Annotated in this window: 24 protein-coding genes; 16 read left to right on the top strand and 8 right to left on the bottom strand. The window is 50.9% G+C overall.

Annotated elements, in window-relative coordinates:
• Nucleotides 1-10 precede the first annotated feature (10 nt).
• The 6 genes from L1278_RS16520 to L1278_RS16495 form a co-directional block, all read right to left on the bottom strand.
• Nucleotides 11-703: an alpha/beta hydrolase gene (locus L1278_RS16520; protein ID WP_253406124.1), complete on the bottom strand. Its 693-nt coding sequence runs from the start codon at nt 701-703 to the stop codon at nt 11-13.
• A gap of 40 nt (nt 704-743) precedes the next feature.
• Complete coding sequence (ygiD, locus tag L1278_RS16515; RefSeq protein WP_253406123.1) at nt 744-1577, bottom strand: 4,5-DOPA dioxygenase extradiol; 834 nt, start codon at nt 1575-1577, stop codon at nt 744-746.
• A 115-nt stretch (nt 1578-1692) separates the two neighbouring features.
• Nucleotides 1693-2145 carry a DoxX family protein gene (locus L1278_RS16510; protein WP_253406122.1) on the bottom strand — a complete coding sequence of 151 codons (453 nt, stop codon included), beginning with the start codon at nt 2143-2145 and terminating at the stop codon, nt 1693-1695.
• A gap of 20 nt (nt 2146-2165) precedes the next feature.
• Complete coding sequence (locus L1278_RS16505) at nt 2166-2738, bottom strand: YceI family protein (protein WP_253406121.1); 573 nt, start codon at nt 2736-2738, stop codon at nt 2166-2168.
• Between the two features lie 47 nt (nt 2739-2785).
• Nucleotides 2786-3448, bottom strand: coding sequence for an NADPH-dependent F420 reductase (locus L1278_RS16500; protein WP_253406120.1), 663 nt, complete (start codon nt 3446-3448; stop codon nt 2786-2788).
• A 113-nt stretch (nt 3449-3561) separates the two neighbouring features.
• On the bottom strand, nt 3562-4140 hold the full coding sequence (locus L1278_RS16495; RefSeq protein ID WP_253406119.1) for a Crp/Fnr family transcriptional regulator: 579 nt from the start codon (nt 4138-4140) through the stop codon (nt 3562-3564).
• 325 nt (nt 4141-4465) lie between these two features.
• Here L1278_RS16495 and L1278_RS16490 point away from each other — a divergent pair, with 325 nt between their 5' ends.
• On the top strand, nt 4466-4870 hold the full coding sequence (locus tag L1278_RS16490) for a hypothetical protein (protein WP_253406118.1): 405 nt from the start codon (nt 4466-4468) through the stop codon (nt 4868-4870).
• Between the two features lie 56 nt (nt 4871-4926).
• Here L1278_RS16490 and L1278_RS16485 read toward each other — a convergent pair whose 3' ends face one another.
• Nucleotides 4927-5586 carry an NADPH-dependent FMN reductase gene (locus L1278_RS16485; RefSeq protein WP_253406117.1) on the bottom strand — a complete coding sequence of 220 codons (660 nt, stop codon included), beginning with the start codon at nt 5584-5586 and terminating at the stop codon, nt 4927-4929.
• 304 nt (nt 5587-5890) lie between these two features.
• On the opposite strand from L1278_RS16485, the gene L1278_RS16480 reads away from it, so the two are divergent.
• The 6 genes from L1278_RS16480 to L1278_RS16455 all read left to right on the top strand — a co-directional run bounded on the left by L1278_RS16480 (nt 5891) and on the right by L1278_RS16455 (nt 10455).
• Nucleotides 5891-6868 (top strand): ring-cleaving dioxygenase, encoded by a 978-nt coding sequence (locus L1278_RS16480; RefSeq protein ID WP_253406116.1) that lies wholly within the window; start codon nt 5891-5893, stop codon nt 6866-6868.
• A 306-nt stretch (nt 6869-7174) separates the two neighbouring features.
• Entirely contained in the window at nt 7175-7714 is a 540-nt protein-coding gene (locus L1278_RS16475; RefSeq protein ID WP_253406115.1) for a YceI family protein, read from the top strand.
• 77 nt (nt 7715-7791) lie between these two features.
• The gene (locus tag L1278_RS16470) at nt 7792-8727 is read left to right on the top strand and encodes a ring-cleaving dioxygenase (RefSeq protein WP_253406114.1); all 936 of its coding nucleotides are present in this window, start codon (nt 7792-7794) and stop codon (nt 8725-8727) included.
• Nucleotides 8728-8745: 18 nt separating this feature from the next.
• Nucleotides 8746-9129: a hypothetical protein gene (locus tag L1278_RS16465; protein ID WP_253406113.1), complete on the top strand. Its 384-nt coding sequence runs from the start codon at nt 8746-8748 to the stop codon at nt 9127-9129.
• 46 nt (nt 9130-9175) lie between these two features.
• Nucleotides 9176-9472 carry a GNAT family N-acetyltransferase gene (locus L1278_RS16460; protein ID WP_253406112.1) on the top strand — a complete coding sequence of 99 codons (297 nt, stop codon included), beginning with the start codon at nt 9176-9178 and terminating at the stop codon, nt 9470-9472.
• Nucleotides 9473-9495: 23 nt separating this feature from the next.
• Nucleotides 9496-10455 carry an adenylate/guanylate cyclase domain-containing protein gene (locus L1278_RS16455; protein ID WP_253406111.1) on the top strand — a complete coding sequence of 320 codons (960 nt, stop codon included), beginning with the start codon at nt 9496-9498 and terminating at the stop codon, nt 10453-10455.
• Nucleotides 10456-10538: 83 nt separating this feature from the next.
• Here L1278_RS16455 and L1278_RS16450 read toward each other — a convergent pair whose 3' ends face one another.
• A complete protein-coding gene (locus L1278_RS16450; RefSeq protein WP_253406110.1) occupies nt 10539-11582 on the bottom strand; it encodes an LLM class flavin-dependent oxidoreductase in 1044 nt (347 codons plus the stop codon).
• Between the two features lie 120 nt (nt 11583-11702).
• Here L1278_RS16450 and L1278_RS16445 point away from each other — a divergent pair, with 120 nt between their 5' ends.
• From L1278_RS16445 to L1278_RS16400, 9 genes are all read left to right on the top strand, one after another.
• The gene (locus tag L1278_RS16445) at nt 11703-12590 is read left to right on the top strand and encodes an AraC family transcriptional regulator (protein ID WP_253406109.1); all 888 of its coding nucleotides are present in this window, start codon (nt 11703-11705) and stop codon (nt 12588-12590) included.
• Nucleotides 12591-12737: 147 nt separating this feature from the next.
• Complete coding sequence (locus L1278_RS16440; RefSeq protein WP_253406108.1) at nt 12738-13859, top strand: muconate/chloromuconate family cycloisomerase; 1122 nt, start codon at nt 12738-12740, stop codon at nt 13857-13859.
• A gap of 3 nt (nt 13860-13862) precedes the next feature.
• Nucleotides 13863-14159: a muconolactone Delta-isomerase gene (gene catC / locus L1278_RS16435; protein WP_220626748.1), complete on the top strand. Its 297-nt coding sequence runs from the start codon at nt 13863-13865 to the stop codon at nt 14157-14159.
• Nucleotides 14160-14217: 58 nt separating this feature from the next.
• Nucleotides 14218-15135 (top strand): catechol 1,2-dioxygenase, encoded by a 918-nt coding sequence (gene catA / locus L1278_RS16430; RefSeq protein WP_253406107.1) that lies wholly within the window; start codon nt 14218-14220, stop codon nt 15133-15135.
• A gap of 18 nt (nt 15136-15153) precedes the next feature.
• Nucleotides 15154-15963, top strand: a complete 810-nt coding sequence (gene pcaD, locus L1278_RS16425) for a 3-oxoadipate enol-lactonase (protein ID WP_253406106.1) — start codon at nt 15154-15156, stop codon at nt 15961-15963.
• A 7-nt stretch (nt 15964-15970) separates the two neighbouring features.
• Nucleotides 15971-17320: a 3-oxoacid CoA-transferase gene (locus L1278_RS19610; RefSeq protein ID WP_305884444.1), complete on the top strand. Its 1350-nt coding sequence runs from the start codon at nt 15971-15973 to the stop codon at nt 17318-17320.
• Nucleotides 17321-17364: 44 nt separating this feature from the next.
• Nucleotides 17365-17862: an FUSC family protein gene (locus L1278_RS16410; protein ID WP_253406105.1), complete on the top strand. Its 498-nt coding sequence runs from the start codon at nt 17365-17367 to the stop codon at nt 17860-17862.
• A gap of 12 nt (nt 17863-17874) precedes the next feature.
• Nucleotides 17875-19083, top strand: a complete 1209-nt coding sequence (gene pcaF / locus L1278_RS16405) for a 3-oxoadipyl-CoA thiolase (RefSeq protein ID WP_253406104.1) — start codon at nt 17875-17877, stop codon at nt 19081-19083.
• A gap of 33 nt (nt 19084-19116) precedes the next feature.
• Complete coding sequence (locus L1278_RS16400) at nt 19117-19671, top strand: TetR/AcrR family transcriptional regulator (protein WP_253406103.1); 555 nt, start codon at nt 19117-19119, stop codon at nt 19669-19671.
• Nucleotides 19672-19842 lie beyond the last annotated feature (171 nt).

The following is a 19842-nucleotide window of genomic DNA, read 5'->3' as shown; positions in this document are numbered from 1 at the left end:
TCAGGCGTAATCACAAAATTGAAAAGCTGGCTATACCTGTAGCCAGCTTTTCAATTTTTATAATCGACTCACTACTGATCTGGTGCCCCATATCCTGTTCGTGGTACGTTAGTTGTACGCCTGCCTCCTGCAGATACTCCCTTGCTTCACGGGCAAAGTGTATGGGCAGTGTGCTATCCTGCGTTCCGTGCGAGAGAAAGACTTTCAGTTGCTGCAAAGCCGTTTTGGATTGTACCAGGGGCCTGATTTCCTGCAGTATTCTTCCACTGAATGCCAGTATACCTGCTACCAGTTCCGGGTGGGTCAGCCCGATGCTGAAACTCATGATAGCGCCCTGACTGAAGCCGCCCAGGTATACCTCGTCCAGGTTATATTTTTCTTTCACCTGACGGATGAACTGCAGAATGTTCTGTCTGCTTTTCGCTTCCTGCTCTGCATTTATCTCCGGCTTGCACGTAGAGAAATCCACCTCATACCAGGCAAAACGTCCTCCTCCCAGCACAACCGGACCGCGCGGTGAAACCACCGAGAAATCGTCCGGAAAGTGAGGAGCTAGTTGGAACAGATCCTGCTCATTGCTGCCGACGCCATGCAACAATATTACTGCTTTGGTGTGGTTGGAAGCACTACTGGCAGGCCGTACCAAATACTGTAGTCCCAGGTCGTTTTCAAGGTTGTTCTTCATCGTTTCTGTAAGTGACATCGTTTAGTCGTTCTAAGTTAAAAGGCTGTACTTTACTTTATCACCCGATCATCACCGACGTCATGGTCAGGGAGCCGCCCACCACTTTGTCATTGAAGAAGGAAACATCCTCTTTGCTGCCTTTCAGTCCCAGGGTATAGAGCAAAGGCCAGTAGTGCTCCGGTGTAGGTATAGCCAGCATGGCTTCGCGGCCCAGTTGCTCGTACTTGATCAGCTTGTCGTGCTGCCCGTTGCGGATAAGGTCTTTGAAAGTGGTGTTCATCTGCACCGCCCAGTCAAAGCCATACTCCGGCTCGTTTATTTTATCCCAGGCGACCATGCGCAGGTTGTGCACCATGTTGCCGCTGCCCATGATCAGGACACCTTTTTTGCGCAGGGCGGCCAGCTCTTTGGACAAGTCGTAATGGTACTGCGGTCCTTTGGTGTAGTCGATGCTGAGCTGCAGCACAGGTATATTGGCCTCCGGGTACATGTGTCGGATAACGGTCCAGGCGCCGTGGTCGAGGCCCCAGTCGTGGTCCATTTCTACTGCGGTTGATGTGATGATCGAAGCAGTTTCCTTGGCCAGTTCCGGACTGCCCGGTGCCTTGTACTGCACTGCGAACAACTCCTGCGGAAAGCCACCGAAATCGTGGATGGTCTTTGGGAAGTCCATGGCTGTGATGCGGGTGCCTTTGCTCAGCCAGTGGGCCGATATCACCAGCACTGCTTTGGGCGTGGGCATATCTTTGGCCAGTTGTGCCCATTTCTGGCTGAATTCATTGTCCTGAATACCATTCATGGGAGAGCCGTGGCCCATAAAGAGGACCGGCATCAACTGCTCCTGCTCACCCAGGCTGTCTGTAAATCGATTGAATGCGGTTAGTGTGGTCATACCTGCTACTCCTGTTAAAAGTGTTTTAATAAACTGTTTCCGTTGCATGGCACCCTGATTAATTTAAAGGTGCTCCCAGGAAATTTCATCCCGGAAGCACCTATTAAAACTTAGCTTACTGTATAGAAAGCGATCTGGCGTAAGATGGTTTAAGTACCGTTTGCTGGAGCAGATAATCCAGGGAGTACCTGCCGCTGCCTGTCAGTAGCAACACGGTATAAGGCATCAGGTATAGGAGACCCAGTTCCTGCTTGGCAAAAGGGTCTGCCCCATGTACCACAAACACCGCTACCAGCATGGTGATGAGCAACGGGATGACTGCCAGCCTGGTGCCCAGCCCTACCAGAATCAGCAGGGAGCAAAGCACTTCGGAGAATACTGCCAGGGCAAGCGACGTTGTAGCGCTAAGACCCAGGACGGCCGGAAATTGAACCGGGCCACCTGAGAGAAGCATTTCCAGTTTTGGCCAGCCGTGCACAAGCATCAGGGCTGCTACGCCTACCCGGGTGATCAGAAGCGCCACATCAATGCTGTTGGCGCTCTGATACACGTTTAATAGCTTTTTCATGGCTGATTCTTAATGGTATATTACTGGATAAACTCGCCGTCCGCCTTGATGCGCACTTCGTCGCTGATCATAGGGGCTGGGAAACCGCTGCCTAAGTTAAAGTCTGAGCGCTTGATGGTACCTGTTACCTGGAAACCAGCGGTCTGCTTTTTGTTCATGGCGTTCTCTACTGTACCGTTGTATTTCATGTCCATGGTAACGGGCTTGGTTACGCCGTTCAGGGTCAGGTTGCCGGTTAGCTTGTAGCTGTCTTTGCCTGCTTTCTTTACAGAGGTGCTCTTAAAGTTCATGGTCGGGTACTTCTCTACGTTGAAAAAGTCCGGGCTCTTCAGGTGCGTGTCTCTGTCGTCTACTCTCGTGTCAATAGAAGCTGTTTTAGCGGTCATTTCTACAACAGCGTCACTGAAATCCGGCTTAGTGGCGGTGATTTTTACATCGAAGTCATCGAAGTGGCCCGAAATATCGGAAATGCCCAGGTGTTTCACTGTAAAGCCAAGCTGCGAGTGCGCGTCATCGTTTGTCCAAACGGTGTTCAGGGTTGTGAAAGCCGTCAGCGACAGGAATGCGAATAAAATTAAGGATACTCTTTTCATAAAATTTGTGATTTAAATAGTGTTTATAATTGTTAAGTGTGATTCGTTTAATGGTGTAGGATTTTCCAGCCTGCCAGCCAGTTGTAGTCGTACTTCATGTTTAGCTGAATGAGCAGCAACTGCATGCGCTCCAGCGTTCCGCTCACGGCCAGGTCGCCGGCTACGATCGGATGGAAACCAGCCGTTTCGACTAACTCTGTCACGGTTCGCAGAGCTTCTTCGTCATGGCCAGCTATAAAAGCGTCCACTTGCCTTCCATCGATCACTGGTGTGGCGAAATCGGCTGCAAAGGTGGTGTTAAAGGCTTTTACCACTTTGGAATTAGGCAGCAGCTTTTGCAGTTCCTCCGCCGCGCTGGTATCCGGCGCGGTTACCAAGCCATCGTAAGTATCGTTAAGCGGATTGGCGATGCTGATGACAATTTTTTGGTTGGCAACTTCCTTTATCCTATCGGCTACTTCTTTCTCAGCCGAGTAAGGGACCGCCACGATGATGATGTCCGCTTCCCAGGAAGCATCCCTGGAGCAATCCGATGCTTCTACATCGGCGCCTAGGTTGCTGCTTTTAATATCCGCCGCAATAGCCTGCAATTTATTCAGGTCATTGGCGCAAAGCAGCAGCCGGTAGTTGCCTTTCGACAGACTTCTGGAGATGGCAGAACCCATGTTTCCGGAAGCTCCTATAATCGCTATGGTTTGCTTTGTCTTCATATTGGTGATTTTGAACAATACAAAGGTACGGCCGAGCCATGCCCCGATGCATTGCGTCCGGTCAAGAAAAAGCATTGATCCAAATCAATGCTTTTGAAGAGATTGGTAGATTGTTACTTAGAAGAGATGCGTTTCCGGATGCGGCTCAGGGTTTCTGGGGTAAGGCCCATGTAGGAGGCGATCATGTGCTGGGGAACACGCTGCACAATGTGTGGGTAGAGGGCGATGAATTCCTGGTAGCGCTCTTCCACCGAGGCACTGATAATGGAAGTCAGCCGGCGCTGCATGGCCAGGTAAGCGCCTGTAATATTCAGTCGGGTGAAAGTTTCGTACTTGGGCATCGTCTGCAACAGCTCCTCATGAGCTGATTTGCTGATGATCACCAGTTCCGAGTCTTCCAGGGCATCGATGTTATAGGTGGCAGGCTCTCCAGTCAGGAAACTGTACAGATCGGAGATCGTCCAGCCTTCGAGGCCAAACTGAATGATGTGCTCATTGCTGTTCTCGTCAACTGAGTATGCGCGCAAGGCGCCCTTTTCTACAAAGGCGATCACTTTGCATACATCACCTTCCTGCAGCAGGTACTGCTTCTTTCGGAGCTTCTTAAGGGTAAGGTAGGTTTTGATGTGCGCCTCTTCCTCTTCCGTAAGCTGGACTTTACTGTTTAGATGCTGAAAGTATAAATTGTACATCGCCTCTTGATTGTTGAATGCATTCGATCAGGTAAAAGTCGCTTCCGATGTTAATGCTATACCTGAACTTTTACCTGTATCCAAGTTAGTCGTTTTATTTTACTCGTTTCGTTCCCTTAGCTGGTTTTTTCCCGGGAATTCCACCCATACCCGTTTGATACCCGTAGAATGCTGGGCGGCTGCTTCAGCATTACGAATAAGTAGCCCTTGCAACCAGTGGCTTTCCTAGCTGGTTTCCAGGCTTTTGAACAGGCGGTGCTAATCTAATCTGGATTGCATTTGTTGTTTTCTTATCTTTGTGCCACGTTTACTTACTACCAGCTGGATGATTACTGTATCTGATAACCAATTCTACGAGTTAGCTTACGACCCTGAAAAGAACCGTATTTACATGAGGATCAATAATTACTGGAAATCACCGGAGGTAGTGCCAAATTATTTGAATGATTGGAATAAAGTGATAGGCTTAGCAGCACCGGGCTTTACCCTGCTGGCTGACTTCCGCAACATGATCACGCATCCTGTTTCCGTGAAAAAAATGCACGAGGCAGTTGCCAACAAATTACTTGAATCCAATGTCTCTTATGTTGCCGAAGTATCTCCCACAGACAGGATAGCCGTGCTGCAGGTAAGCGGCGTGTGGAAGCAGATAGGGAAGGGAAGTATAAAAGTTGCCGACATTGCCTTGGGTGAGAACATACTGGACCAACTTGCCGGCACCACTGATTAAGAGGGTTTCGCGACGTTAACTGTACGGGTTAAAAACTGTAGCCTAGGATCCTATACCTATTCCACCCGTTCTGTTTCTTTGGCCGGTTTTTCTCCCAAAAACTCAACCCAGGCTTTTCTAATACACGGATAGTGTTTGGACGCTTCCACCAGATTCATAAATGCGACCAGGTTGTCTTCAAACCTCTTGGCCAGCGTCTTATTTTTCAGGCTGCCATCTTCATTAAATGCTTCGGGCGCCGTTGCCAGCGAGAACATATCCGGGTATACTCTGGTGCCTAGATGCTCAAAGGGAACGCGCAGAGCCCAGAGTCCGCGGTTGCCACCCGCCATGGATGTGGAAGCGGACATCAGTAAGGCATGATGCTGGTGAAAGGGCTGCGGACGAAAACGGGACGTCCAGTCGATGATGTTCTTCAGATTACCGGGCATAGAACCGTTGTACTCTGGCGATGAAATGATCATAGCATCGTTGGCCAGCATACGTTTACGGAGCGCTTCAGCTCCCTCGGGATGGAAATTATCCACCTCCAGATCCTGGTTGAAAGTAGGACACTCAAACTCCGCCATGTCGGCAAAGTCCACCGTGCCGCCATGTTCCTCAATGACTTTCACAGCCAGCTTTGCCAGTTTGGTATTGAGCGATCCGCTCCTGAGCGAGGCTGAAAAAACCAGGAAACTGGTATGCTCACGACCTTTATTCTGCTGCTCTTCCATTTGCTATCCTTTCTTATAAGTTGTTACAGGCATTGCCTGTCTGTCTTGTCTTTTCACGCGAGTCCGGCATTTTCACCTGCAGTGGCGGTGCCTCTCGCTTCATTTGTTAAACGAGAACGCAATAAAAAGTTATCAGGAGGCAGGCGGTGGGTTTCCATCTGCTAATTCGCACTTGCCGGACCAGTGCGTGCATACATGAGGTGCCCTGCCTATCATAACTGCTATACCTTCTCCATTGATACTCAACGTATAGGTATACAGGTATAGCGTATACTTTTAACAGGGTCAATCAAAGGCAAACACCATGAACGAAATTAAAGGGGTGCACCATGTAACTGCTATTACCAGCAGCGCAGAAAAGATATATGACTTTTTCACAAACGTGCTGGGAATGCGTCTGGTGAAAAAAACGGTTAACCAGGATGATATTCAAACCTATCATTTGTTCTTCGCCGATGACAAAGGCAGCGCCGGAACGGATATGACTTTCTTTGACTTTCCGGGCATTCCGAAAGGCAAACACGGGACAAACGAGATTGCCAGGACCTCTTTCAGAGTGCCGGACGATACGGCCCTGGCATACTGGGAAAAACGATTTGACAGGTTCAAGGTCCAACATACTGGCGTACAAGAGCAGTTCAGCAAGAAAACACTTCCCTTCGTCGATTTTGACGATCAGCAGTACCAGTTAGTGTCCGATGAAACAAATACAGGTATAGCAACGGGCACGCCCTGGCAAAAAGGCCCTGTTCCGCTGGAATACGCCATTACTGGATTGGGGCCGGTCTTTATCCGGATCGGGGACTTCAACTACTTTAAGGAAGTACTGGAGAAAGTGCTGTTGTTTAAAGAGACTGCCAGTGAAGGAGCCTTCCATTTGTTTGAAGTGGGGGAGGGCGGAAACGGTGCTTCCGTTATCGTCGAAAAGAATGGGAGTCTGGCTATGGCGCAGCAAGGCTTTGGTACGGTACACCATGTAGCTTTCCGGGTAGAGGACCGCGCAGCACTGGAAACTTGGATCGAGCAGATGGAGAAGATAGGGCTTCCTACTTCTGGCTATGTTAACCGGCACTTTTTCGAGTCGCTGTACACACGCGTTGCGCCCGGAATTTTATTTGAGCTGGCTACAGACGGCCCTGGTTTTATGGGAGATGAACCCTATGAAACGCTGGGGGAGAAACTATCCCTGCCTCCTTTCCTGGAGCCCAAACGCGAAGCCATCGAAAAAATGGTCCGGCCGATTGATACCGTGCGAAGCACAAAGGAGTTTTCCAAAGAATAGAGTCGTTCGGTGAGCGCTGTTGCTATAGGGGAATAGGTATAGCCAGGAAGAGGTAGCGTCAAAGCCGCCACACAAGCTGGAGGATACGCAGGCTATACCTTGGCTGATAAATTCTTTGAAAGTGTTGAATCACGGTGCCCGATACAAAAGAGGGGAAAAGGCCTTCTCAATTACGGCATGTTCAGAGAACGCAAAACTTTTTAAGCATTATTGATGTATATACAATAAATGTATCTACATTTATATCGAAATTCAGATAAAACCTAATCTCATTACGGGGTTAAGAATTAAAATAAAAGAAGCAGCATGGCAAACACGAAATGGGTAGTAGACCCGATACACAGCGAAGTACAGTTTAAGGTAAAGCACCTGATGATCACGACTGTGACGGGTTATTTCAGGAGCTTTAACATAGAAGCGCTTACGAAGGATGAGGCTTTCACGAACGTGGAGCGGGTTGTTTTTACAGCAGATGTGAACTCCATCAGTACCAACAACGACCAACGCGACACGCACCTGAAATCGCCGGACTTTTTTGATGTGGAGAGGCACAACGAGATCCGCTTTGTAGCCAGCCGTTATGAGAAGGTAGGAGGCAGTGACTACAAATTGCATGGCGACCTGAGTATACGCGATGTGACCCAGCCCATAACTGTAAAGGTGGAGCTTGGCGGTATCGTCGTCGACCCCTATGGACAGACAAAAGCCGGCTTTACGGTAGATGGCAAGATAAGCCGCAAGGAATTTGGCCTTACCTGGAACGCCGTGACCGAAGCGGGCAGCGTTGTGGTGAGTGACGAGATCAGACTACACGCAGAAGTGCAGCTGGTGAAGCAGTCGGTGTAAACTTACTGAAAGATAATTCAATATATAAAAAAGCCGTATACCTGATTACCAGGTAGATGGCACATAAAACTAAGATCATGGAGAATAGAATAGCAGGTCTACACCACATCACAGCGATCGCGGGTATGGCCAAACAAAATCTTGATTTTTATACCAAAGTACTGGGGCTGCGCCTGCTCAAGAAGACCGTAAACTTCGACGATCCGGGTACCTATCACTTTTATTTCGGTGATGAAAAAGGCAGCGCAGGTACGATCCTGACGTTTTTCCCACACGAAGGAGCCCGAAGGGGGAGCGCCGGCACCGGTATGGCCACCAACATTGCTTACGCGGTGCCCGAAGGCAGCTTCGACTTCTGGATCGACCGCTTCGAAAAGCACTACGTGACTTACAACAAGCCCTCCGAAAAGTTTGGCGAGAAGTACCTCACGTTTCTGGATCCGGATGGTCTGAAACTGGAGCTGGTGATACCCAAAAAACAGGATAACCGCATACCTTGGGAAACTGACGAAGTGAAAGCCGATGTGGCGACAAAAGGCTTCCATGGCGTAACGCTGACGGTGCAGGACAAAGACAAAACTGCGCAGGTGCTGACCGATATCTTCGGCTATACCTTGCAGGAGCAAAGCGTCAACCGCTACCGCTACGTAACCGACACGGTGGACACGGCCAACATCATCGATCTGGTGGAGCTGCCCAACGAGCCGCGTGGACTGGGCGGAGCCGGCACCAACCACCACATTGCCTTCCGGGTGAAGAACGAAGAGGTGCTGATGCATTTTCAGAAAAAGATTGCCGACCTGGGGTATAACATCACCCAGAAGATAGACCGCAATTACTTTTATTCGCTCTACTTCCGCGAGCCGAATGGTATCCTGTTCGAGATCGCCACCGACAATCCCGGATTTGGCATCGACGAGCCGTGGGAAGAACTGGGAACCGGTTTGCTCCTGCCTCCCCGTTACGAGTCGCGCAGAGCGGAGATTGAAGCAGCCCTGCCAAAAATTGACTAAGCCAGGAGCAGAAGAAGTATGATGATAATAGCAAAAAAAGGTATGGAAGCTTTTGCAATAACCAGGGTATACGCTGACGAAAATGGTGACAGCAGGTTTGAGGATATTTCCAGGCCCTTGAATCCGGAAGGGGAGATCGGTTTCCTGTCGGAGGCGGAAAAAGCGGAGAGTATTATTTTCCGTAAAGTAGTGCCTACCTATGATTATGATTTCCATACAGCTCCGGCACGGCAGTACATTGTCGTGCTGGACGTAGGTATAGAGATAGAAACATCGCTTGGTGAAAAACGCACCTTCAGGCAGGGGGAAGTCCTGCTGCTGGAAGATACAACCGGAAAGGGTCATAAAACCCGTAACCTGGAGCAGGCCGTCCGGAGCTCTATTTTCATTACGCTGGCCTAAGGTATAGCTCACATCCGTTGAAAGAATCAATCCAAAAACAAGTATCATGGAGATAGAAGTAAAAGATAATCCGGCCAAAAACAGGTTCGAGACAACCCTGGAAGGACATACCGCCATCATCGAGTATAAATTGAAGCCCGGTGTGATGACAGTGCTCCATACCGAGGTGCCAAAAGCGCTGGAAGGCAGAGGTATAGCCGGCGCCATGACCAGGTATGCGCTGGAGCATATTGCCGCTAATAAGTTGGAACTGGTGCCGCTGTGTCCTTATATGCGCTCATACCTTAAAAAGCACCCGGAGTACCAGTACCTGGTGCGTCAGGAATCGGCTAAAAGCGAGTAAGGTATAATCAACGAAAAGCGCTCATGACCCACCATGTAAATTTCAAAGGCGAGAAAGCAGTACCGGTAGAAGAGCAGCAGACGATTCTGCAGGCTTCTTTGGCTGCCGGTATTCCGCACTACCATGCCTGTGGTGGAAAAGGGCAATGCACCACTTGCCGCGTGCTGGTACTGGAGGGGCAGGAGAAGCTGACACCGCCCACTGGTCTGGAGCAGGCCATCAAAAAAGTGAAGAAGTTTCCGGACAACGTGCGTCTTGCCTGTCAGTCGAGGGTAAACGGGGAAGGGGTAGCCGTGCAGCGCCTGATCCGGGATGAAATTGACCGTTATATTTTTGTGGATGACACGGAAGATAACAAAACCACGGTGATGGGGGAGAGCCGTAAGCTGGCGCTCTTCTTTATCGACATCCGTGACTTTACGCCTTTCGTCGAACGGAGCCTTCCCTTCGACGTCATTCACATCATGCGCAGGATCTTCGCGCTTTTCAAAAATGCCATCACTCAGTATGATGGGGAGATTATTGATACAGCCGGTGATGGCCTTTATGCCGTATTTGGGCTGAACAGCAAAATAAAACAAGCCACCAACTCGGCCGTGCTGGCTGGGTTAAAGATACTGGCAGACCTTCGGATCTTTAACAACACCTACATGCGGCCTTACTTTAACCATACCTTTGAAGTAGGTATAGGCGTGCATGTAGGAAAGGTGGTAGTGGGTAACGTAGGTATAGGCCTGAGCCATAACCTGACGGTGATGGGCTTTCCGGTGAACATCGCAGCCCGGCTACAGGCCGCTACCAAAGAACTGAACAATAGCTTCGTGATCTCAGCTGTTGCCTACCGCTTACTCAAAAACCCGCCGTATGCCGTGGGTTGTAATTACCTGAATCTGAAAGGTGTCAGCACGCCTTATGAAGTGAGACTGATCGGCAAGCCCTACGAAATAAAAGACACCCCAGTTCTCCCCGAAACCAACCAGTGATAAACCTGCATTTATAGGTCAAGCGACCGGGTTGCCTACCTTAGCAGCAGCAAATGGCTGAAAGCATAAGCGTTGTAGCAGATTTAGGACGTAGCCTTTGCCACCGCTTTTTTAACTGCCGGTGCCACCACGGTTCCAAGCAATTCTATGGCGCGCATCAGGATGCTATGCGGCAGGGTGCCCACGCTGATATGCAGCAGAAAACGGGTATTGCCGAATAGCTCATACTCATATAGTATTTTGTCGATGACCTGCTGCGGGCTGCCCACCAGCAAAGACCCTGTCGGAGCGCGCATCGCTTCGTAGTGTTCCCTGTTCATAGGGGACCAGCCCCGTTCGCGCCCGAGCTTACTCATCACGTAAGCATAAGGACCATAATAATCATCGGCGGCTTTTTGCGCATCATCCGCAATAAACCCATGCGAATTGATAGCCAACTGCATTTTGGCAGGATCATGTCCGGCTTTTTTGTAGGTCTCCTTATACAGGTTCGTGAACGGCACAAAACGCTCCGGCTCACCGCCAATAATGGCCAGCGCCATTGGCAGACCAAGCGTAGCCGCCCGCACCACAGACTGTGGCGTGCCACCGACAGCCACCCAGATCGGCAATTCCTGCTGGAACGGCCTCGGGTATACCCCGCGGTTATCAATAGCTGGCCGGTGCTTGCCTTCCCACGTTATCTTCTCACTTTTGTTGAGCGCAATAAGCAGTTCCAGTTTCTCTGAAAACAAGGTGTCATAGTCTTTCAGGTCATTGCCAAAAAGCGGAAAAGACTCGATGAAGGAGCCGCGACCGGCCATGATCTCCGCTCTGCCTTTTGATAAAAGATCGACATGCGCAAAATCCTGGAAAACACGAACCGGATCGTCGGAGCTCAATACCGTCACACCACTCGATAACTTGATGTTCTTGGTTTTGACAGCCGCCGCCGCCAGGACCACAGCCGGAGAAGAAACGATATAGTCAGGTCGGTGGTGCTCCCCAATGGCAAAAACGTCCAATCCCACCTGGTCTGCCAGTTCAATTTCCTCCATCAGGTTTTGCATCCTTTCCTCCGGACGAAGCATCTTGCCGCTAAAAGGGTCTGGGGTATTTTCGACGAAGGTGGTTATTCCGATTTCCATAGTTAAGATTTCAACTGTTCCACACAAAGTATAAATTACGCAATGTACATAAACTTTGAGCAACCAGACTTAAATTCATTTTTCCGTTGTTTCCTATCGCAAAATGTGCCAACTTAAAACATGCAGGAGAAACGCTTTTACAAGGGGCTGTACGGCACCAACACCATCGAATTTGCTAGGGGGCTCATCCATGTGCATCCTTTCGGAGAGATCGGGAAACAGCACCAGGGACAGGTAAAACTGCATGCCCACCATAATTTTCTGCAGATCTTTCTCGTACAGGAAGGCTGCACCGAGTTTTATCATGGAACAGAGAAAACCACGATACAGGCACCTGCTTTCCTTGTGATCCCTAAAAATATTGAACACGGCTTCTTGCACCTGACAGATGTTTCCGGCTGGATCATCAACCTGGCGGACACCGTGCTGGAACACATGCTGCAGCGGGAAGCCGATGTGATTTTCGGGATGGAGGAAGTTCATATGGTGTCGGTTACGGAGGAAGAACCTGCCACTACAGAATTATTTGAAACCATGCAGAAGTGTGTGGACGAGTATAACGGCCAGATACCGGGGCGGCTCCTGATGCTGCAGTACCTGGTCGGACAGATGCTGGTGCAACTCTACCGTATATCATTGGGAGGAAAAAAAGCTTTCTTTTCCTCCTCCAACATCAGCAAGGTATACTTCCGGCGTTTTCAGCAACTGATCCGGGCAGAGAATTCCTACAAAAAAATGGTGGAAGAATACGCCCGCGACCTGTTCATCTCTACCGGTCACCTGAGCCGCATCTGCAGAAGCATCGCCAATCAATCCCCCAAAGACATCCTGATCGATTATTTCATCACCAAAGCCCAACTGGCGCTCTCCGATGTGGACAGCAACATTGCCGATATCTCCTACACACTCGGCTTTGACGACCCCGCCTATTTTACCCGTCTTTTCAAAAAGAAAACTGGCCAAACCCCGCTCGAATTCCGAAAAAAAATTGGCGTGAAGAAGCGCTAAGCTCCCATATGTTCGATTTGTCTTGTTTATAGCGCATTAGTCCTACCCGCGCGGTTTGGGTACGAGTACATTTGTAATACTTAGTGAGTGGTTACTTTCCAAAGTAAGTACACGCTTATTTTAAGGTATACTCGTACACTTAACTAAATGAAAGACATACAGATAGAACGCATCGAGTCCGTGATCGTTGACTTGCCAACCATCCGCCCGCACCACTTGTCGATGGCCGTGATGCGCAACCAGGCCATGGTGATCGTTCGCTTGTTTTGCAGCGACGGCATCGAAGGTATAGGCGAAGCGACCACCATTGGCGGACTGAGCTATGGGGATGAATCGCCGGAAGGCATGAAGCTGACGGTGGACACCTACATTGCCCCCTTGCTACAAGGAAAATCAGCCCTGAGCATCAACGCCATTATGGCCTTGCTGGACTACAACATCAAAGGAAACAACTTTGTGAAGTCCGCCATTGAAACCGCACTCCTGGATGCCCAGGGCAAACGACTCGGTGTTTCAGTAGCCACCTTACTTGGCGGCGCTGTAACCAACACTTTACCCGTGCTTTGGACGCTTGCCAGCGGGGATACCCAAAAAGATATTGCCGAAGCCCATGCGCTCTTAAAAGAGGGCAGGCACAATACCTTCAAACTGAAGATCGGGCGCTATGACTGGAAAACCGATGTGCGCCATGTGAGTGCGATCAAACAAGCCGTCGGCCCCGATGTGAAAGTGACCGTGGACGTCAACCAGGCTTGGACAGAAAGTATCGCCAAGCAAGGTATAGTTCAACTACAAGAGGATGGTATTGACTTGATCGAACAGCCCATCATCAAAACCAATTTCGACGGACTCGCCCGACTGACACAATACTTCAAAGTGCCGATTATGGCCGACGAAGCAGCAGGCACAGTGTCCGACGCTTTTAAGCTTGCCAAGATTGGCGGAGGTAGTGTGTTTGCTCTGAAAATCTCCAAAGCCGGTGGTTTGATCAACATCCAGAAACAGGCAGCTATTGCTCAGGCCGCAGGTATAAGCCTGTATGGCGGCACTATGCTGGAAGGTACGGTGGGTACGGTGGCTTCGGCGCAGGTCTTCAGCACGCTGCCGCACCTCGACTGGGGCACCGAACTCTTTGGCCCGCTGCTGCTCACCGAAGATATTGTTAAAACCAGACTGACTTACCGCAACGGCATCATGGAAATTCCGCAGGGACCGGGACTTGGTATAGAACTGGATATGAATCAGGTAGAAAAATTCAAAAGAAAATAAGCTATGCTATTTCACGTGCACATGATAGTGAACATCCCGCTGGATTTAGATAAGGTCTATGTAGAGGATTTAAAGGCAAAAGAGAAAGCGCTCGCGCAGGACCTGCAGCGGCAGGGCAAATGGACCCACATCTGGCGTATTGCCGGACAGTATGCCAACATCAGCATTTTTAATGTGGCCAGCGCCGGCGAACTGCACGACATCCTGATGTCGCTCCCGCTATACCCGTTCATGCAGGTGGAAGTAACGGCCCTTTGCCAGCACTACTCTTCTGTTAAAAACGAGGAGGAAGCCCACTAACAAACCCGCCTTATACCTTAAAAAGCAAATCAACCTAAAACCTTAGCATAAACTAACCATGGAAAGACACCAAATAGATGCCGTTGTTGAAAAAATCAAATCGACAGAAGTGCCTGGTCAAGGCTCAGAGCGCATTAAAGAGATTGTAAACCGCCTCACCACCGACCTGTTCTACGCCATCGAAGACCTGGATATTCAGCCGGAAGAGATCTGGAAGGCAGTCGACTGGCTGACTACCACTGGCCGGAACAACGAATGGGGACTGGTTGTGGCCGGTATTGGCCTGGAGCACTTTCTGGACCTGCGCATGGACGAGGCCGAAGCCAAAGCAGGTATAACAGGTGGCACCCCGAGAACAATTGAAGGTCCGCTGTACGTACCCGGCTCACCGGAATCGGTTGGTTACGCAGAACTGGAAACGGAGCCCGAAGAAGGGGGGGAGCGACTCTACATGCAAGGCCAGGTGAAAGATGAAGAAGGCAAGCCAGTACCCGGCGCGAAAGTAGAGGTATGGCATTGCAACCTGCGCGGCATGTACTCCATATTTGATTCGTCACAACCGCCTTTCAACCTGCGCCGGGCCATCATCACCGATGAAAATGGCAGGTATAGATTCAAGAGCATTTTGCCGGTTGGCTACAGCTGTCCCCCGGGCGGTGCGACAGACCAGTTACTCAAGGCAATTGGCCGCCACGGCAGTCGTCCTGCACATATCCACTTTTTTGTGACCGCGCCCGACTATCGCAAATTAACCACGCAGATCAACATAGAGGGCGACCCACTCATCTGGGATGACTTCGCTTTTGCATCCCGTCCGGAACTGGTGCCGCACATCACACGCTATTCTGCTGCCGAAGCGAAAGAGAAATTCAGCATCGACGAGCCCTTCGCTTCCATTGATTTCGATTTTGAGGTACACAAAGAGCGGGAAGGCGTGTTCGCTGCAGCAGTAGAGCGCACGCACGGACCACGCTAAAACTTAAGCCCATACCAGATGCCTACTTTAAAAATTGCCGGAAACGACTGCTTCTATACCTATGAGGACCTGGGGCATGATGATACCATTGTGTTCTCCAACTCGCTGGGTACGGACCTGACCATGTGGGATAAAGTTGTGCATAACCTGCGGAAGCACCTCAACATACTACGCTACGATACCCGTGGACACGGCCAAAGCTCCATCAACTCGGACACCGTCACCATCGCAGCGTTGGGTGAGGATGTCATCGGGTTGCTGGATCACCTGAAGTTGGGCAAGGTATACTTCTGCGGCCTCTCGATGGGTGGGCTGATCGGGCAGTGGCTGGGCATTCACCACCCCGAGCGGTTCATAAAGAACATCATCGCTAATACGGCCGCAAAAATTGGAACAGTTGATGGTTGGAACGCCCGTATTGCCCAGGTAAAAGAGCACGGCTTGGGAAGTATACTGGATGGTACGGCACAGCGCTGGTTTACACCGGCCTTCAGGCAGGAGCACCCGGAAGCGGTACGCGATGTGCTGGAGAAATTCACGCAGACATCTCTGCAAGGGTACATTGCCTGTTGTGCTGCTGTGCGCGATGCCGATTTCAGGAAAGAGTTATCGAATCTGAAAGTTCCCACCCTTGTCATCAGCGGCACGCAGGACGAGGTGACGACAACTGTCGACGGCGAATTTCTGGCCAGCGGCATTCCCCGCTCCCGGCACGTTCAGCTCGAGGCCAACCACCTGTCCAGTGTGGAATTGCCCACTGAGTTTGCTACGAACGTGCTCTACGCCGCCAAGAACGAAGGCGACTTTTACTTAGAAATCTACCATTGATATAAACATGAAATCGGTACCACAGATTAGCCTTGAAGAAGCAGTTGCTTTGGTAAAGGATGGGGATATTTTGCTGCAGGGCGGCTTCGGGATGACGGGCAATCCGGTGCACCTGATGCACGCGCTTGCCGAAACCAAAACGAAGAACCTAACCTTTATCGGCAACAACGTCGGCGAGGCAGGTATAGGTGGAGGCAAATTGCTGCGCAACGGGCAGATCAAAAAGATGATCGGCTCTTTCTTTACCAGCAACCCGGAGGCGGTGAAAGCAGCCCAGGACGGCGATGTAGAATACGAATTACTGCCGCAGGGCACCCTGGCAGAGGCCATCCGGGCCGGCGGCGCAGGTATAGGCGGTTTTTATACGCCAACCTCAGCCGGCACCGAACTGGCGAAGGGTCGCGAAACAAAAATGATTCAAGGAAAGGAGCAGGTGTTTGTGGAAGGTATAAGAGGCAACGTGGCCTTTGTGCGCGCCTGGAAAGCTGACACAGCCGGCAACCTGACCTACCGCATGACCGAGCAGAATTTTAACCGCGCCATGGCAACCGCCGCCGATCTGGTAATAGCCGAGGTGGAAGAGATTGTGCCGGTAGGGGAGATCGCCCCGGAGCATGTGCATACGCCGGGCTCTTATGTAAACTACCTCGTGCAGGCAACGTTGACACTGGAGGACCTCGGCTCTTCTGCTTCCGTATCTTCTTCCCGTAAGGTAAGCGACACCCGCATGAACATGGCCAGGCGCGCATTGCAGGAACTCAAAAAAGGGGACGTCGTGAACTTAGGTATAGGTATACCTACGCTGGTGGCGGATCTGATCACGCCGGAGGACGGTATTGTGATGCACACCGAAAACGGCATGCTGGGTGTGGGGCCGTCGCCTAAAGATGGTGGTGGCGCGATGGATTACCCTGTCAATGCAGGCAAAATACCGGTTACGGCACTTCCGGGCTCCAGCTACTTCGACAGTGCTGACTCCTTTGCCATGATACGGGGCAGGCACGTGGACATCGCCGTGATGGGCGGACTGGAAGTGGATGAAAAAGCAAACCTGGCCAACTGGGCAGTGCCCGGTCAGCCTTTGCTGGGCGTGGGCGGCGCTATGGACCTTGCTTCAGGGGCCAAAACGCTTATCATCACCATGACCCATACCAACAAAGACGGCTCCGCTAAAGTGGTCCCGGCCTGCACACTGCCGCTCACAGCGCTGAAAGCAGTGGACATGATCATTACAGATCTGGCTGTTTTCCGCTTTATCGATGGGCAACTGACGCTGACCGAGCTGATGCCGGGCGCGACTTTAGAAGAGGTACGGGATAAAACGACCGCAACATTCAAAGAGGCGCTTTCAGCATAAAAATGGGCCCGCGCCGCTCAATTATGTAAAGGAGAACCGCACAGATGGCAGTCAAGAGGTATAGCATTGATGTAGACATGGTCCTGTACATTATCCGGTGTACCATTGGCTTCCTGATCGGCTACATGCTATACCTGGCTTTCCCACAGTTTGAGTTCTACTGGACGATGATTTCCATCCTGCTGGTCTTGTCTCCGGAAGTAAAGGACTCTTCCAGACTCACGGTTGAACGCGTAAAATCGAACCTGATCGGGTCGAGTGTCGGACTGTTGTGTGTGTTGCTTCAGGTCCCGCAGGTGTTGATGATGGTGGTTGGAATTGCGGTATCCATTCTGGTCTGCCATTTTTTTAACCTGATGTCTGTGGCCAGGACCGCTGTGGTGGCCCTTGTTATAGTGGTGATACATGAACAAGAAACCATGTCCAACTGGGCGGGGGTGGAGCGTTTCTCATGTGTTGCGTTGGGTTGTGTGATCGGATACGGCGTGTCCGGCGCGACCTCATTTTTATTTGATAAGCTTAAAAGAGATCAAACCAGTTAATTAAGAAATGTCATGAGCAAGCAAGCCTATATCATAGATGGAATCAGGACACCGGTCGGAAAGCTGGGCGGCGGACTTTCGCCCATACGCACCGACGACCTGGCAGCAATGGTCATAAAAGAGTTAGTTTCCCGGAATCCAGACATACCGAAAGAGGCCGTGGACGATGTGATCCTGGGCTGCCACAACCAGGCCGGCGAGGACAACCGGAACGTGGCCCGCATGGCGGGCCTGTTGGCCGGTCTGCCGGTAACCGTGCCCGGCGAAACCGTTAATCGCCTGTGCGCTTCCGGCATGTCGGCCGTTATTCACGCCGTACGGGCTATTAAAGCAGGAGATGGCGATGTGTTTATAGCCGGTGGTGTAGAGCATATGACGCGCGGCCCCCTGGTGGTTTCCAAGCCCAGCAAAGCCTTCGGCAACGACTCCGAGATGCACGACTCCAGTTTCGGCTGGCGCTTCATCAATCCCAAAATGGAGGAGGTATACGGCACTGACCCCATGGGCGTGACAGCAGAAAACTTGGCTGAAATGTATGAGATCTCCCGCGAGGACCAGGACAAGTTCTCTTACCTCTCGCAAATGAAAGCGGCCAAAGCGCAAGAGGATGGTACGATGGCAGAAGAGATCATGCCGGTCACGATTCCGCAGCGGAAAGGCGAACCGATTATTGTTTCCAAAGATGAATTTGTACGACCAAACACCACCCTGGAGACCCTAGCCAAACTGAAGCCCGCCTTCAAAGCCAATGGAACGGTGACAGCCGGAAACGCCTCCGGCCTGAACGATGGTGCGGCAGCCACCTACATCGTTTCCGAAGAAGCCCTGGCGCGATACAACCTCAAACCGCTGGCTCGAATTGTGAGTTCGGCTGTGGCAGGCGTAGAGCCCCGCATCATGGGGATCGGCCCCGTGCCAGCCACTGAGAAAGCGCTGCAAAGAGCAGGTTTAACCCTGGCTGATATGGATATCATTGAACTGAACGAGGCCTTTGCGGCGCAGAGCCTGGCCTGCACCAGGGCCTGGGGCCTGGCAGATGATGACGAGCGCCTCAACGTGAATGGTGGAGCTATTGCCATAGGACATCCGCTGGGCATGTCGGGTACGCGCATCGTGTACAGCGCGGCCCTCTCGCTAAAAAGACAGCAGAAACGCTATGCCCTCGCGACTATGTGCGTGGGAGTAGGGCAGGGCTATGCCGTCATACTGGAAAGGGTATAAGACCCTTTTTGCTATTTTTCTGATTACAATCTGATGAGTAAGAAAGAGGCCATACTTGATGCTGCCTTAAAGCTGTTTACGGAGAATGGTGTTCGGGCCACTTCCACTAAATCAATCGCTTCTGAAGCCAACACCTCAGAAGCGCTGATTTTCAAGCACTACGGCACAAAGGATTATTTGCTCGAAACCATCATCAAAAAAGCCTACCAAACCGCCGCTGTCGAAACTAACCTATACCTGAAAGGACTCTCAGAAAGCGCCTACATCAACAGCATGATCGAGCTGCCCATACACCTCACGCGCTCCAACCCCGTCTTCTGGCGCATGCAGTACAAGATCATGCCGCTCAACCCCATCTCATCCCGCTACCACGAAAATTTCATGCGCCCCTGTCAGCTTAGGTTGACGGAGTGTTTTGGTGCGTTAAGGTATAGCAACCCTGCCATGGAGGCGGAGCTGTTACTGATTCATATCGATGGCATCTGGAAATATTTTGCCGCCCACCAACCTGATGATTCCCTGAAGAAAGAACTGATTGAGTTAATGAAGCAGAAGTATAGGTTTAAGGGAGCAGCTACTGAAAATTAACACGAACATTCTCTTTACGGGACGATGTTCTATTGCACTCTGGCTATCCTGAAGTCGCACCTGATATCGGGCTCATAAACCCTGCGAAGGAGACAGCGCAAGTGGAATATAAAGTAATTTTATTCTTTTTCATTATTGTTTTACAGCCATTTACGTTCAAATATCAAATGA

Origin of the sequence: Pontibacter sp. HSC-36F09 (genome assembly GCF_024171605.1) — a bacterium.
Classification (GTDB): Bacteria; Bacteroidota; Bacteroidia; order Cytophagales; family Hymenobacteraceae; genus Pontibacter.
The sequence above is the reverse complement of the archived record's forward strand: the minus strand, read 5'-3'. Positions and strand labels throughout refer to the sequence as shown.